At 54.4% G+C, this 15,580-nt stretch carries 12 protein-coding genes; all 12 read left to right on the plus strand.

The window, feature by feature from the left end; genetic code table 11:
* Nucleotides 1-2 precede the first annotated feature (2 nt).
* The 12 genes from priA to VNL73_01750 all read left to right on the plus strand — a co-directional run bounded on the left by priA (nt 3) and on the right by VNL73_01750 (nt 15,491).
* Nucleotides 3-2,444, plus strand: coding sequence for a primosomal protein N' (gene priA, locus VNL73_01695; GenBank protein HXF48123.1), 2,442 nt, complete (start codon nt 3-5; stop codon nt 2,442-2,444).
* Nucleotides 2,445-2,534: 90 nt separating this feature from the next.
* Nucleotides 2,535-3,212, plus strand: coding sequence for an HD domain-containing protein (locus VNL73_01700; GenBank protein HXF48124.1), 678 nt, complete (start codon nt 2,535-2,537; stop codon nt 3,210-3,212).
* Nucleotides 3,209-4,231: a phosphoribosylformylglycinamidine cyclo-ligase gene (purM, locus tag VNL73_01705; protein HXF48125.1), complete on the plus strand. Its 1,023-nt coding sequence runs from the start codon at nt 3,209-3,211 to the stop codon at nt 4,229-4,231. Before VNL73_01700 ends, purM begins: the two co-directional genes overlap by 4 nt.
* Nucleotides 4,228-4,569 (plus strand): hypothetical protein, encoded by a 342-nt coding sequence (locus VNL73_01710; protein ID HXF48126.1) that lies wholly within the window; start codon nt 4,228-4,230, stop codon nt 4,567-4,569. The genes purM and VNL73_01710 overlap by 4 nt, the downstream gene beginning before the upstream one ends.
* A 3-nt stretch (nt 4,570-4,572) precedes the next feature.
* Complete coding sequence (gpmI, locus tag VNL73_01715) at nt 4,573-6,093, plus strand: 2,3-bisphosphoglycerate-independent phosphoglycerate mutase (protein ID HXF48127.1); 1,521 nt, start codon at nt 4,573-4,575, stop codon at nt 6,091-6,093.
* A complete protein-coding gene (gene lnt / locus VNL73_01720) occupies nt 6,086-7,636 on the plus strand; it encodes an apolipoprotein N-acyltransferase (protein HXF48128.1) in 1,551 nt (516 codons plus the stop codon). The genes gpmI and lnt overlap by 8 nt, the downstream gene beginning before the upstream one ends.
* Nucleotides 7,633-9,921: a two-component regulator propeller domain-containing protein gene (locus VNL73_01725; protein ID HXF48129.1), complete on the plus strand. Its 2,289-nt coding sequence runs from the start codon at nt 7,633-7,635 to the stop codon at nt 9,919-9,921. Before lnt ends, VNL73_01725 begins: the two co-directional genes overlap by 4 nt.
* A gap of 1 nt (nt 9,922) precedes the next feature.
* Nucleotides 9,923-10,882, plus strand: coding sequence for a GNAT family N-acetyltransferase (locus tag VNL73_01730; protein HXF48130.1), 960 nt, complete (start codon nt 9,923-9,925; stop codon nt 10,880-10,882).
* Nucleotides 10,879-11,949 carry a glycosyltransferase family 4 protein gene (locus VNL73_01735; GenBank protein HXF48131.1) on the plus strand — a complete coding sequence of 357 codons (1,071 nt, stop codon included), beginning with the start codon at nt 10,879-10,881 and terminating at the stop codon, nt 11,947-11,949. Before VNL73_01730 ends, VNL73_01735 begins: the two co-directional genes overlap by 4 nt.
* On the plus strand, nt 11,949-13,178 hold the full coding sequence (locus tag VNL73_01740; protein ID HXF48132.1) for a hypothetical protein: 1,230 nt from the start codon (nt 11,949-11,951) through the stop codon (nt 13,176-13,178). The genes VNL73_01735 and VNL73_01740 overlap by 1 nt, the downstream gene beginning before the upstream one ends.
* Entirely contained in the window at nt 13,175-14,638 is a 1,464-nt protein-coding gene (locus VNL73_01745) for a glycosyltransferase family 39 protein (protein HXF48133.1), read from the plus strand. Before VNL73_01740 ends, VNL73_01745 begins: the two co-directional genes overlap by 4 nt.
* Entirely contained in the window at nt 14,631-15,491 is an 861-nt protein-coding gene (locus tag VNL73_01750; protein ID HXF48134.1) for a glycosyltransferase family 2 protein, read from the plus strand. The genes VNL73_01745 and VNL73_01750 overlap by 8 nt, the downstream gene beginning before the upstream one ends.
* Nucleotides 15,492-15,580 lie beyond the last annotated feature (89 nt).

Consider the following 15,580-nt stretch of genomic DNA (forward strand, 5'->3'; position numbering starts at 1 on the left):
TTATGCCGCTTGAAGTCGGTTTTCCCTTTCGTGCCGGCCCCGCTTTAAGCTACGAAGCACCCAAGGGGGTTGATCCCAAAGTTCTTTTGGGTTGCCGGGTTGTGGTGCCGCTCGGTTCCAAAAAAGAAATCGGCGTAGTCATCGGCTTGGACGCCCCCCGCACCCCGGGAATTAAGACCGTAGAAAAGGTAATCGATTCACAACCGGCCTATTTGCCGTCCATTCTTTCATTGGTTCGCTGGGCGGCGGACTATTATATCAGCCCTCTCGGCCCCGCCCTGCGCGCCGCGGTGCCCGGGGAAGTGCAAAGCAAAATCTTTCGTAAAATAAAGTTTCTTTTGCCGGCCGACACCCCCGTTCCGGACGAACTCTTCAGAACGGAAAAGGAACTCTTCTTCTTTCTTGCCAATGAGGGAGAAGTTGAACTGAAAAAGCTCGCCTCGCGGTTTCCCAAAGCGGCTTTGAACCGGCACCTTTTGGATTTTGCACGCCGCGGCTGGATTGCCAGCTTCGACGTTCTGGAAGAGAGTCCCGGCGCCAAAAAGGTTTTGTGCCTTTCCGCCAACCTCGATTTTCAGAATGAATCCTCGTCGGCTGAATTTTTAAAACTTGTTTCCGAAATTCCAGCCAAAGATGAAAAGAAAAAACATCTGCTTTTATTCCTTCTGGAGCGCCCCGGCTTTCATCCGCTTGCCGAATTAGCCAAACGCTTCGGCCTTTCCCGCACGGCTATCTCCGCTCTGGCTCAAAGGGGACTGGTCAAACTCGAAAAGAAATCGGAGGAGGAACGGGCCGTATTTCCGCAAAAAAAGGAGCTCGTTCTCTCCGCCCAGCAGAAAACCGCCTTCGAAACCATCCGCGAGACGCTTGGAGCCGGGCGCTTTGAGCCGTTTTTACTCTATGGGGTCACCGGTTCCGGTAAAACGGAGGTGTACTTCGCCTCCATCGAAGAAGTTCTGAAACAGGGGCGGCAGGCGCTCGTTCTTTTGCCCGAAATTTCGGTCGCTTCCCAAATCATCACCCGCTTCCGGGCCCGCTTCGGAAACCAGGTCGCCGCCTTGCACTCCGGCTTGACCCCCGGCCAAAAAGCGGCAGCGTGGAAGGCCGTACGCACCGGGGCGTATCCCATTGTCGTCGGCGTCCGCTCGGCGGTTTTTGCCCCCTTGGAAAAGCTTGGTTTAATCATTGTGGACGAGGAGCATTCCGTCAGCTACAAGCAGACCGAAGCGGTGCCCTATTACCACGCCCGCGATGCCGCCTTGATGCGGGCGCAAATCGAAGAAATTCCAATCGTTCTGGGTTCCGCCACGCCCTCGGTCGAGTCGTTCTATCACGCCCAGACGGGCAAGTACAAACTATTGGAGTTGACCGAACGTTTCGGCGGGCAGAAATTACCCCGGTTCGAAATCATTGATTTGCGCCGCGAAGCCAAACCGCTTCTGGCCGGGAATCTTTCCGGCACGCTGGTTTCCAGCCTGAAAAAGTCGCTGGAAGAAGGGAATCAAGCGATTTTGTTTTTGAACCGCCGCGGCTTTTCCTCTTGGGTTCATTGCTCCTCCTGCGGCTTTGTCTTCATCTGCCCCCGCTGCGACGCCGCCTACACTTATCACAAAAAGGATTTAACGCTGCGCTGCCATCTTTGCGGAAAAAAGGAAAAAGCCCCGACAGTCTGTCCCCAGTGCCTCGGTGCCACGCTCGATTTCCGCGGCACCGGCACCCAGCGGGTGGAGGAGGGCCTGGCCTCATTCAAAGATTTGGGCGTGGCGCGCATGGATTACGATACCACCCGCAAAGCCGGGGCGTATCACAAAATTCTTTCCGGTTTCGCCGCCAGGAAATACCACCTGCTTTTGGGCACCCAAATGGTCACCAAGGGGCTGGATTTCCCGCTGGTTAACTGGGTTGGTGTCCTTTCCGCCGATGCCCATATCTATCTGCCCGATTTCCGTTCTCGCGAGCGTACTTTTCAGCTTTTGACCCAAGTGGCCGGCCGGGCCGGAAGGCACATCAAGGAGGGAAAGGTTTTAATCCAGACCTACCAGCCGGAAAATCCGATCTTGCAGGAAGTCGCCGCGAGCGACTATCGGCAGTTTTACGAGAATGAAATCGCCGGGCGGAAAAGGCATTTTTATCCTCCTTTTTCGCGGCTCGTTTTGCTCATTTTCTCTTCCAAAAAAGAAGACGCCGCCCGCGATTCGGCCGCCAATTGGGCTCAAAAACTTTCCGAAATGGCAAAGAGTGTCAAACCGCTCGAAGTGCTGGGCCCCGCCCCCCATTTTTTGGCCAAATTGCGCAACCGTTACCGCTGGCAGGTGCTCCTCAAAACCGGCCAGATTTTGAAACTTATTGCCGAATTAAAAAAGCTAAAAGAGGACTGGCAGCGCTTCCACAAAGTCGATTCGGTTTTTTTGGACATCCTTGTCGACCCGCAAAGTTTGGTCTAATGCCGACGCAGTTTGGGAGGTGTTCGGGTAATCAAATCCCCGTAACTTGCCGTCCGCTCCCTTTTTTCGTAGTTTAAGTGAATGGCAAAAATGGCTATCCAGGAAAAACTGGTAACCCTTGAAGAGGTCAAGAAAAACGAAGACGTCCGGCTGCTTATCGAAATGGCCGATCGCTACTTGGGGGTCATTGGTTATACAGAACACGGGTTGCGCCACACCGCTTTAGTGGCCAATATCGCCTACAACGTGATGACCCGTCTCAAACGCACCGAACGCCAGGCCCAGCTCGCTTCCATCGCCGCCTATCTGCACGACATCGGCAACGTGGTCACCCGCGACCATCACGCCCAGACGGGCGCCCTTTTGGCCTACCGGATTCTGTCCAATATGGATATGCCCAAAGAGGAGGTTCTGGAAATTATGGCGGCCATTGGCAGCCACGAAGAGCGGGGGGGACAGCCGGTGAATGAAATCGGCGCGGCCGTGATTTTGGCGGACAAATCGGACGTGCACCGCTCCCGGGTGCGCGCCACCGGCTCCATCAAGGAGGATATCCACGACCGGGTGAACTACGCGGCCACTTCCTCCTTTTTGCGGGTGGAGGAGGACAAGGGGGTTATCTCCCTCGAATTGAAAATCGACACCTCGATTTCGCAGGTGATGGAGTATTTTGAAATCTTCCTCTCCCGTATGGCCTTCTGTCGGCGGGCCGCGGAGTTTTTGAAAATGAAATTCGAACTGGAAATCAACGGGCAGAGATTGTTGTGAGTGAATACAAAAAAGCGGGGGTGGACATCGCCCTGGCGGACGCCGTAAAAAACAAAATCAAACTTTTGGTCGCCTCCACCCGCACGCCTGCGGTTTTGGCGGACGTGGGCGCCTTCGGCGGGATGATGACTTTTCCTAAGGACTTCAAAGAGCCTGTTTTGGTTGCCTCCACGGACGGCGTCGGCACCAAGCTGAAAGTGGCCATCGCCGCCCGTCGACTGGACACCGTCGGGGAGGATTTGGTCAATCACTCCGTCAACGACTTGCTGGTACAGGGCGCGGCTCCTTTGTTTTTTATGGATTATCAGGCCTGGGGAAAATTGGATGCCTCCGCCGCGGAGGTTTTGATGGAAGGATTAGTCCGCGGCTGCAAAAAGCACAACTGTCCCCTTTTGGGCGGTGAAACGGCCGAAATGCCCGGTTTTTATGCCGATGGGGAGTTCGACTTGGCGGGGTTTATGGTCGGTGTTGTGGAAAAAAACAAAATCTTGGACGGCCGGAGCATTACTCCAGGGGACATTTTAATCGGCCTCGCGTCCTCCGGCCTCCACACCAACGGCTATTCGCTTGCCCGCAAGGTGTTGCTGGACTCCGGTCTTTACCGGTTGGACAGCTTTCTCCCCGACAACGGAACGACCTTGGCCGATGAGCTCCTGCGCGTCCACCGCTCGTATTTTCATTTATTACACCCCTTGATTCTGCAAGGGAAATTAAACGGTCTCGCCCACATCACCGGCGGGGGGATACCTGGAAATCTGGTGCGAATTCTGCCCTTCGAGACCTCTGCCGTGGTGAGCGCCTCCACTTGGGAGGTTCCCCCCATCTTTTCACTTATCCAAAAAGCGGGGGAAGTGAGCAAAGAGGAGATGCACCAGGTTTTCAATATGGGAATCGGGATGATTGCCGTGGTGGCCAAGGATAAGTTGGAGGACGTGCTGCGGGACTTGAAGGGGATGAACGAAAAGTTTTGGGTCATCGGCGAAATTACCGCCGGGAAAAAAGAGGTGGTTTTGCAATGAGCGGGCTGGAGCCGGTTTTGAAAAAACTCGAAGAGCTCGGAAAAGTCTTGGTTGTGGCAGGAACTTCCGGCGCAGCGGTCAACATGAGCGGAGAAATCACCTTTACCGTTCACCCGAACGAAATTTTGCTGGAGTTGAAGGAATGCGCCTGCCGGGTGCACATCAACCCAAGCAGTTTTCAAACCCTTCATTTCACGCAGGAGGATTTGGGACGCGGGGAACCGGATCCCGTGGTGGAGTTTGCCGATTCCTCCGACCGGCCCGTTTTGCGCATTTGCTGTCCCTATGAGCCGGAAAAGTTTCTGGCCGTACGGGATTCGCTCCAGCGCGGCGCTTAGTTTATGCTGATTCTCATCATCCTGGACGGCTATGGAGTCCGGGAAGCCGACCAATACAACGCCGTCACCCTGGCCAAAAAGCCGAACTTGGCCCGGCTATTCGACGGCAACCCCTATACCCAGCTTGGCGCCTCCGGCCGCTCGGTCGGCCTGCCGGAGGGGCAGATGGGGAACTCCGAAGTGGGGCATTTGAATTTGGGCGCCGGCCGTATCGTCTATCAAGAGATCACCCGCATCGACAAATCAATTGAAGAAGGGGATTTTTTCAAAAATCCTGTCTTGGTCGAAGCAATGGAGAAGACCAAAAAAGACAAGGTCGGTTTGCACCTGCTTGGTCTGGTCTCCAACGGAGGGGTGCACTCATCCATTGAACATCTTTTTGCCCTATTGCGGATGGCCAAACAGAAAAACGTACCGGATGTCTTTGTCCACGCCTTTCTGGATGGCCGGGACTGCCCCCCCACTTCCGGCGCGGGATTCATCCAGCAGGTCGTGGATTTCTGCCGTCAGGAACAAGTTGGAGAACTCGCCACCGTTTCCGGCCGCTATTGGGGAATGGATCGGGACAAACGTTGGGAAAGAACTTCCAAGGCATATCGCCTGCTGGTCAACGGCGAAGGGAAGAAAACCAAAGATCCGGTGGCCGCGGTCAAAGATTTCTACTCCAAGGGGACGACCGATGAATTTATGGAGCCGATTTATGTGGAAAGCAAAAAGCCCAATTTGATTACTGATGGCGACCAAGTCATCTTCTTCAACTTTCGCACCGACCGGGGACGGCAGCTCTCGTTTATGCTTACGGAAAAAGATGTTCCTGTGGAAGGGGTGGTGAAAAGGCCGCGTGTCGATTTGTACACGCTCACGCATTATGATGACCGATTAAAAGCCGCCGTGGCTTTTCCGCAAATGACGATGACCAACCTGTTCGGCGAGGTTTTATCCAAAGCGGGGAGGAGGCAACTGCGCATCGCCGAGACGGAAAAATACCCCCACGTAACCTTCTTTTTCAACGGCCAGAACGAAAAGCCCCATCCAGGTGAAGATAGAATCCTGATTCCCTCCCCCAAAGTGCCGACCTACGATTTGCAGCCACAAATGAGCGCGCCGGAAGTAACTGAAAAAGTGGTGGAGGCCGTTCTGTCAAAAAAGTACGATGTAATTATTCTAAATTATGCCAATCCTGACATGGTTGGACACACGGGTGTTCTGAAGGCGGCCATCGCGGCCGTTGAAACCGTTGACGCCAGCGTCGGCAAGGTAATGGAAGCAGTCACGAAAGTCGGCGGGACGGCCTTGATTACCGCCGATCACGGTAACTGCGAAACGATGTGGGATTATCAAACGAACGGCCCGCACACCGCCCACACCACCAATCCCGTTCCCTGCACGCTTGTGGCGCCGGAAAAGCACCTTTCTTTGCGTTCCGGCGGAATTCTGGCCGATATTGCCCCCACATTTCTTGAACTCTTGAAGCTCCCCCAGCCCAAAGAGATGACCGGCCGAACCCTTGTGGCCAATGACTGAAGTATTGACTTTTCCCCCTGATATCGCCCCTGCTTTAGAAACGAGACCGGGTATTACCCGGCGAGATTCTCTCCTGGCTGTTGTTGGTGGTCTTCTTCTGACCTTGGCCTATCCGCCGTTCTCAACCGGTTTTCTGGCCTACTTTGTTTTGGTTCCGGTTTTGTATGCGCTGAAAAACAAAACACCCAAACAGCATCTTTACTTGGCCTACTTGTTTGGATTGGCTTTCAACGCCACCGCTCTTTTCTGGACATGGCGAGTGACTCTTCCGGGTACGGTTGCAATGATTCTGATTCTGGCCTTCTATTGGGCCGTGCCGTTCTGGATTTTCGGGCTTTCAAAAAAACGCTGGGGATGGAAAGCTTATCTGCTTCTGCCGTTTTTGCTGGTTGCGCTTGAATACTTTCGCACCTTGGGAGAACTCGCTTTCCCCTGGACGAACTTGAGCTATACGCAAAGTTACTATCCCGCCTGGCTGCAGCTTTTGCCTTTTGCCGGCGACACGTTGCTTTCCTTTTGGATTGTCTGTCTCAATTTGCTGATTTTTTTCGCCTTTGAAAACGCAGGCAAAAAGCGCTGGCTCGGTTTTGCCGCCGCCTTTCTTTTCTGGCTTGCGCCGGGCGTGTATGGGGCACGGCTTTTGGCCAATGCGAGGAACGAATCGGTGATGAAAGTTGCGCTTTTACAGGGAAATATCGATAGCTGGAGCAAATGGGATGCCGCTTTTACCCAAAAAAGTTTTGACACCTACCGGGAGTTGGTCTTTGTGGCCGCCGCGGCGGGGGCCGATTTTCTGGTCTGGCCGGAGACGGCGGCCCCCTGCTATTTGCTCCAGGAGCCGAACTATTTGTATCAAGTTATGGCGATGGCGCAGGTGGCCAAAAAGGAGATGCTGGTGGGGACGCTGGCTTACCGCACGCTCGGCCCGAACCAATATCTCTACTACAACTCGGCCTACCACTTTGACACTTCGGGCGTCCCGTCCATTCCATACAGCAAGTTGCACCTGGTGCCATTCGGCGAAACGATTCCTTTCTCCGGTCGGGTGCGTGTTTTGAAAGACATTCACGTAGGGCAGGCGGATTTCACCCCGGGGGATTCAATTCTACTCCTGCAATCTTCCTTCGGCCCGTACGCCGCACTGATTTGTTACGAAGTGGTCTTTCCCGATTTGGTGCGGCGGTTTGTTTTGAAAGGGGCGAAGTTTTTGGTGGGCATCACCAACGACGGCTGGTACGGCCGCACGAACGGCCCCTACCAGCACGAGCGGATTGCCTTATTCCGGGCAGTGGAAAACCGGGTCCCGCTCGTGCGCGCCGCCAATTCGGGCATCTCGGCCGCCTTCGACCCGTACGGCCGGGTCATTTCCGAGGGAGAACTTTTCAAAAAGCAAATCGTGATGGCCGAAATTCCGTTGAGGCAGGAAATCACTTTCTATTCCCGCTGGGGGGACTTTTTTCCGCAGGGCTGTTTTGTCGTTTCGCTTCTGGCTGTTCTCTCGCTTGCGCAGGGATATGTTAAGCGCCGGTTTGGGATAGCATGATGAAAAAAACGTTCGGCTTGTCTTTTTTGGTTTCACTTCTGACCTGTTCCGCCGCATTTGCTTTCGTCATCGGCGAGTGGAAAAACTACACAAATACGAACGACGTTCGCGGCTTTGCCTATTCCGGCGGCTATCTCTGGGTCGCCACCACCGGCGGATTGGCTCGCTTTGACCCCGTAACCGAAAGCCGCCAGGTTTACACCAACGCCGAAGGATTGGGAGGCAACTTCCTTTTGTCGGTGGCCGCCGACGGAAGGGGGAACGTCTGGGCGGGGGCTGACAACGGCACCCTGACCAAGTTTGAATTGGCCCGCAATCGTTTTACCGTTTATCCGATGATGGCGCCGGATGGCCGGGCGCTCAAGCTTTCCGCCATCCTGCCGGACTCAGATCGGCTCTGGATTGCAACGGACATCGGGGTGGCCTTGTTCCTTACCGAGCGGAACGGCGGCGAAATGAAGGAAATTTACCGCCGGCTCGGTACCATCAATATCGAAACGCCCGTGCGCTCCCTCACGCTTTTCCGCGACTCCATTTGGGCCGCCACGCCGCAGGGGGTGGCGTGCGGGTATAAAAACGATCCCAATCTTCTGGATCCGGCCCGCTGGCTAAGCTTCCGCCGCAGCAGCAATGTTGGCTTGAATCATGAAGATTCTTATTCACTTTTGAATTTTCAGGACACCCTTTTGGTTGGGACTATAAAAGGAATTTATTCGTTTGTTCCCGACTCCGGCCGCTTTCGGCGTTTCCGGCCGGAAGTCGATTCGTTCGGGTTTGTCACCACAATGGCAGCCTTCGCTGACACGCTGTATGCGTCTTTTCAGTTTGGTTTGACGGGAGTCACGCCGACCGGCGCCTTTCTTCTGGGCAGCGACACGGTAGAGGGCGCCCGCGTTTTTCCCGCATTATTTGTGACTTCCCAAAATCAGCTCTTTGCCGGCACGGGCGGGAAGGGGTTTGCCCGCTGGCGGGGCGGTTTCTGGTCCATTTACCGCCCCTTGGGGCCGCCCGGAAATTATTTTGACGATTTAGCGGTGGATGCCGGCGGAAAAATCTGGTGCGCCAACGACCGGTACGGTGCCTCAATGTTTGACGGTTTAAACTGGACGATTCTCGACCCGGCCATCTATCCGCAAATTGCCGGACAGGCCTGGGGCATCGACATCGACCAAGCCGGCAACAAGTGGTACAGCTTCTGGGGAGCGGGGGCCTCGGCTGTCTGGGGTTTAGGTTTTCCTCCGGACAGCATCACCCGCTACGATTCCACCAACTCACCCTTCCGAAGAATCACATCCAGCGACCCTTCGCTTATTGTCACGGATGCCGCCGTGGATGATTACGGCAACGTCTGGTTTCCGAACGTGCGCCTCGATACGGTTGGCCCGGGTTTGGTAGTGCGTAGACCTGGGGGAACTTTTACGACATTCAGTAAAACCGTCTGGCTCGAAGGGACAGATAGTCTTGTTTCCAGCGACATCGTGGCCTTGTATCCCTTCGGCAATCATATCTGGATTGCCTTCAAGACCGCTGGCGCCACAGCCGGCGTGGCGGATTTGAACTTGGACTCTTTAATTTGCCGTGGTGTCTTTCCCTTCGAGATTTGCCTGAGTGATACGGTGCTTACCTATTACAACAAGGAGAATAATTTTCTTTTAGACAATCGGGTGACCGCCATTGCAGTCGACCGCCAGGGAACTTTGTGGGCCGGCACCGGGCTGGGGCTTTCCCGTTTCAATGCCGATTTCAGCATCTTCGAAACCGTCCCCCTGCCGCCGCCGGTGGGGCAGGTGAACTCCATCGTGGTGGACCCGCGCAACAACAAGTGGATTGGCATGACCAACGGGCTGGTTTTAATCACTCATGAAGGGGAGATTTTCGGCCCCTTCACGCCGGAAAACTCCGGCCTCGTGGCTCCCTTGATTAACGATATGGACTTCGACCCCAAAACGGGCTACCTCTGGATTGGCACCACCGGCGGGCTTTCGCGTCTCTCCACACAGGTTTTGGAGGAAACCGTGCCCCCCTCGGCGGTTGAGGCGTTCCCCAATCCCTTTATTATTCGTACCGGCAGCGAGCGGGTCTATTTTCGCCGGCTCCCCTTGGAGGCCCGGCTGCACATCTACACCACGGCTGGGGAGGAGGTGCGGCGGCTGGAAAAGGCCGACTTTTGGGACGGAAAAAACTCACAGGGAAAATATGTCGCTTCAGGCATTTATCTTTTCTTGGTGCACGTCCCCGGCCAAAAAAGTTTCACCGGCAAATTGGCCCTTATCCGGCAGTTTTAAGTTGATTAGGCTTCTCAAACTTTCCGAGCTGGAACGGCCGAAGTGGGAAAAACTTTTGGCAGCCGCCCCTTCCGCCACTTTTTTCCACACCGCTGAATGGGCCCAGCTCTGGGAAGAGAGCTATTCGTTTTTTAAAAGCTGCTTTCTGGTCGATGTCGCCCCGGACGGGAGCTACCGTGCCGGGTTACCGTTCGTCCGGGCGCGCAAAGGGCTGGATAACTACTATTCCATGCCCATGGGCAGTTACGGCGGCGTGATTTCCACAGAATCCGGCCTGGAGGGCGCCCTGTACACCGAATGGCTGAAACTCGCAAGACATCCACGCACGGAACGGCTGATGGTCTCTGCCGAGCAGGAAACGCCGGCGCTGGTTGCGCTTGGTTTCTCTTCCAAAACCAATTTCACCCACTCGTTGATCCTAACGCCGGATTACGGCGCCCAGCTCTCCCGCTCGGCCCGCAAGGATATCGAACACGCGCGGCAGGCCGGGTTTTTCTTGGACCGGCTGGAAAATAAAGAAACGCTGGCCGAGTTCTTCGCTTTTTCCGGCCGTAGAGCGGAGAAAGATTTTTATACAAAACGATTCTTTGAAAATCTTTTCGCCATTTTGATTCCATCCAAACGGGCCGCCTGGTTTTGCGCCCGCAAAAATGGAGTTCTGGCGGCCTATCAAATTTGCTTTCTTTTCAAGGATAAAATCGTTTTCTGGGATACCGGCTTTGACCCCCGATTTTCAGAGGATCGCCCCGGCTATTTCCTGATGGATGGAATCCTGTCTTGGGCTTTGGAGAACGGTTTCAAGGAAGCCGGTTTCGGTCAGACGCCCGAAGGAGCAAAGGGTGCCCTCGAATTCAAAGAGCGGATGGGTGGGGAGAAAAAGACGGTCTTTGAATACGGCCATGCGTCGCCCCTGAAACGAAAGCTCCGCTCCGCTTTCGAAAAAGTCCGGGGCCGGAAGTGAAGATTCTTTTTTTGGGGGATGCCCATAGTATTCACTTCATCCGCTGGGTTCGTTTTTTTGCCGCCCGGGGGCACGAGGTTTTCGCTTGGTCGGCCGAGCCGCCCAAGGAGGAAATTCCCGGTTACCGCCGCCTCTTTCCACGCCTGCCGGGGCGGGTTTTGGGCTATCTTTCGCTTGTGCGGGAGCTCAAAAAAGAGATCGCCAAACTCGGGCCTGATTTGGTCAATGCCCACTTTGTTCCCAACTACGGTTTCATCAGTGCCCTGGCCGGTGCCCGGCCGCTGGCCATCACCACTTGGGGATCGGACGTTCTGATTTCCCCCCACAAAAGCTTTCTGCACAAATGGCGCGCCTCCCACTCCCTTTCCAAAGCCGGTCTGGTTTTGGCGGATTCGAAAGCGTCGGCGCTCGAGGTTTTGTACCTCGGCGTGAACAAGAACAAACTTCTTTCCCGCCCGATGGGGGTGGAGCGGGCTTTTGTGCAGCAAGGGGAAAAAAGAGCCTTATCAGGCACGAAGGAAAATTTGACGATTCTTTCCTGCCGGCGGCTGGAAAAACTGTACAATGTCGAGACTCTTATTCGGGCGCTCGCCCGGTCAAAATCCGCCCCCAATTGGCAGGCGGTAATTATCGGAACGGGCTCGCAGAAATTTAAGCTGGAAAAACTGGCTTCCAGGCTGGGAGTCGCCAACCGGCTCTCATTTCTGGGGGAGCTTTCGGTATCCGATTACCGCAAAATGATGCTGGAGGCTGACATCTACGTTTCCACCGCCCTTTCCGATTCCACCTCCGTTTCGCTGCTTGAGGCGATGGCTTCGAAGCTGGCCTGCGTAGTGACCGAAATCCCCGGCAATTCCGAGTGGATTACGGTTATGGAGAATGGACTAACCTTCGTCCCGAAAAATGATGAAATGCTGGCCTTTCTCATCGGCAAACTTTTAGACGACCCGGAACTGCGGATGCGGCTGGGCGAGCGGGCTTTCGAGCGTGTCTCCGCCCGGGCGGTATGGGAGGATAATATGGCCGACGTGGAGGAGGCCTTTTTGAAACTGGCGGGGAAACATTAATGAACCGGTCGATTCTCGTCATCAGCTACTATTTCCCGCCGCTTGGAATGGCCGGGATCCAGCGGCCGCTCGGATTGGCCAAATATCTTCACCGGCTGGGTTGGCGCGTTTATGTGCTGACCGTAAAACCCGTTTCCTATTGGGAAACGGATTCAACCCTTCTCGAAACCTTTCCCAAAGAAATTCCCATTTTCCGCGCCGGTTCGCTGGACCCGGCAAGAGTATCTTACTTAATGGGGCGGAAAAAAAGAACGGATGCGGGCTTCCGCTCCTTCTCTGAAAAATTGCCTTGGGATTCGAAACTCGGCTGTGTGCCGTTTCTCTGGGCCAAGGGGTGCCGCCTGATTGAAAAGTTCTCCATTGCGGTCGTTTGGACGACCTCCCCGCCTCCCTCCATCCATCTGGCCGGGCTCTGGCTCAAACAGACCAACGAGGTCCGCTGGTTCGCCGACTTCCGCGACCCTTGGGAGGTGGAAGCGCCGGGGGAGAGCTCCACCCCCTGGCAAAGACGGCAAAAAAAGCTGAAACGGCTCCTGTCCGCCGCCGGCGGAGTAACGGCGGTCAACGACGGCTTGAAGGATTTTCTTGCCTCCTTGGTAGGAGAGGGCAAAGTGACCACCGTCTTCAACGGCTTCGATCCGGAGTTAAAAGTTCCCACTCCGGCATCTTCGCAAAAGCTTTTCACGCTGGCCTACGGCGGAACCTTAAGCCCGGCCACCAGCCCGCTTTCATTCTTCCAGGCGCTGGCCCGCTGGAAAAAAGAGAAAAAAAGAAGTTTCCGGCTGTTTTTGGCCGGAAAAACCCTCGGCTTGGCGGTCACCGAATGGGTGGAGGAACTCGGTTTAGCCGGGGAAACCGAACTTGCCGGCTATCTTGCGCATCGTCTTCTTTTGGAAAGGCTTGCCGCAGCGGACGTTTTGCTCCTTTTCTTGTCCCCGGAGGAAAAATACCGTTTAACAACTCCCGCCAAACTTTTCGAATATGTTGGCTTGGGCAGGCCGGTTCTGGCCGTCGCCACGGAGAAAGGAGCAGTGGCCGAATTTTTGGCGCAATATCCGGTCGGCGTGCTTTGTAGCCGGGAAGAGGAAATTGTCGAGAAGCTGGAGTATTACTATCAACAATGGGAGAAGGGTTCTTTGCCCGCTCTTCCCGAAACTTTGCGCGCGCCGTTCGGCTGGGATAAGCAGGCCGAACGGCTGTCGAATTTCATCGAGTCCCGGCTGAAATGAATTTCTGGCAGAATTGGTCGCTCCGCAGAAAAATTTTTGTAATGATTCTTCTGCACGTTACCTTCTTGTCAATTTTTATGTTCCTTCGGCTTATCGATGCCGACGAGGGGCTTTACGTCTCCGCCGCTAGGGAAGTCGCCGCTGGAAATCACCCCTATCTGGATTTCGCCTATGTCCATCCACCCTGTTTTCCCTATTTATTGGCTCCCTTCTCTGGTTGGGGCTGGGCAAGTTTGTTTGTATCTCGAATTGTTTCCGCCCTTCCATCCCTGTTTATCGGTGTTTTGCTTTTTTTGATAGCCCGGCGGTTGTGGAACGAAAAAATCGGATTCGTTCTCTGGGGTTTTTGGATGCTTCACGGCTTGCTTTTGGCCAATCACTCAGTCGCCAAGCCGCTCGCTTGGGCCGATTTGTTTGTTATTTTGTCTTTTTGGTTTCTGATTGAAGCGAGGAGCTGGGCCGGCCATCTTTTCAGCGGGTTGGCCGTCGGAATGGCCGCCAACTTGCGCGGTTTTATGCTGGTTCCCCCAGTCGTATTTTTTCTTTACCTGCTTTTCCGCGCAGAAAAGCCGCGAACGGAAAGGATTCTGTACTGGTGTTTCGGTTTTTGCGCCACTTTTTCATTTTCTCTTTACTTTTTCCTGCGCGAGCCGGGTGGATTCATCTTCGACAACCTGACCTACCACTATCTATGGGGTGTGCGGGTGGTGATGGAGGGGGGTCGGTTCGATTTTTTGGACCGGCTCGCCAGCTTGGCCAAGTTCGTCCTCTTTCCGCAGAATTCCGTTCTCCTCCTATTGGCCGCCGGCGCGGTGCCCGCTTTTTTTCAAACAGATGACAATCACCGAAAGAACCAAATTCTCCTAATGACCGCCCTATTTACGGCGCTTGTGCTCACCTTCTTTTCCACAACTCCGTCCCCGCTGGCCTATTACGTCCAGACCGTTCCTTACCTTGTGTTATTGGCCGGCTTTGGCGTAAATCGATTGCTGGAAGGAGGGAGGGAGCCATTCTCACCCCTATTCCGCCGGGGGCTCATTGCCGCCCATCTCTTCTCGCTGGCGCTCATCGCCTACATTTTTCTTTTTGGCCAGCGCCCCCGCGACAGGCAGTATTTGTTGTCCAGTGTAAAGCCGGTTATTGAGTATTTGCGGGAAAACGGAACTCCAACCGACACGGTTTTTTCCGAATGGCCGGGGTACGCTGTTCTGTCAGGGATGCAACTGCCAAAGGGAACGGAGACGGTGGGGTTGGATGTCGCCCACTTGTTGACCGCCGAAGAAAAGATGACCTACCATATTCTTGATTCCGCCGGCGTCGATTCCCTTCTGTCGCAGAAAAAAATAAAATGGGTCGTCACCGGCGGAACCGTTTCCGCCGTTTGGCCCAAACCGCTGGCCGACAACTATACCGCCGTCCTTCAAGCCGTTCCGGCCACTATTTACCGCCGAAATGAGTAGCCCGAAAATCTCGGTTGTCTGCGTCACCTTCAACTCTGCCGATTCGTTGCCCGATTTCCTAAAAAGTTTGGAACAACTTCCTTCGGTGGAGTTTGAATTTATTTTTATCGATAACTATTCCACCGATTCCTCCGTAGGGGTTGTCCAAAAATGGAAAAGGGCTTCGCAACTTATTCGAAATGAACAGAATTTGGGCTGGTCGGCCGCCAACAACCAAGGTATCAAGGCTTCAAAAGGGGAGTTGATTTTTTTTGCCAACCCCGATATTTGGTTTGAGGCGAATGACTTGCAGAAATTGGCCCAATTTCTTGACCAATATCCGGAATTTGCCGCCGTCGCTCCCCAACTTTTAAATCCGGACGGCAGCATTCAGCCCTCCTGCCGCCGGCTGCCAACTTTGTCCGATTTGATTTTCCAAATGACCGGCCTGGCATTTCTTTTTCCCAAATCCTTCTTCAATCGCTGGAAGATGCCTGGGTTTGACCACCAAAATTTTCGGGATGTGGAGCAGCCGATGGCTTCCGCGCTTTTGATACGGCGGATGGTTTTTGAAAAAATCGGCGGGCTGGATGAACGGTTTTTCGTCTTTTTCGGGGATGTCGACTTCTGCCGCCGGTTAAAAGATGCCGGATTCCGCATTGCCTTCGTTCCGGAAGCTAAGTTTTTCCACCGGCGAGGCGGCTCCACCCGCCAAATGGGCGCACGTTTTTACTTTTCCTCCCATTTCGGGTTCTTCCACTACCTTTGGAAATGGTCGAATCCAATTGAAAAGCTTTTGCTACTATTCCTATGGCCGCTTGTTTTGCTGACCGCACTCGGTAGGGCGGTCGCCGCTTTCGTATTCCGCCGCTAAGTTCTTTTTTTCACATTCAAAAAAGCACTAAGCAAGCAACTTGCCGTTTCGTTTTCATTCCGGAGGGCGTTTGTCCTCCTTTTCTTAAA

The organism is Verrucomicrobiia bacterium (assembly GCA_035574275.1).
Classification (GTDB): Bacteria; Zixibacteria; MSB-5A5; order DSPP01; family DSPP01; genus DSPP01.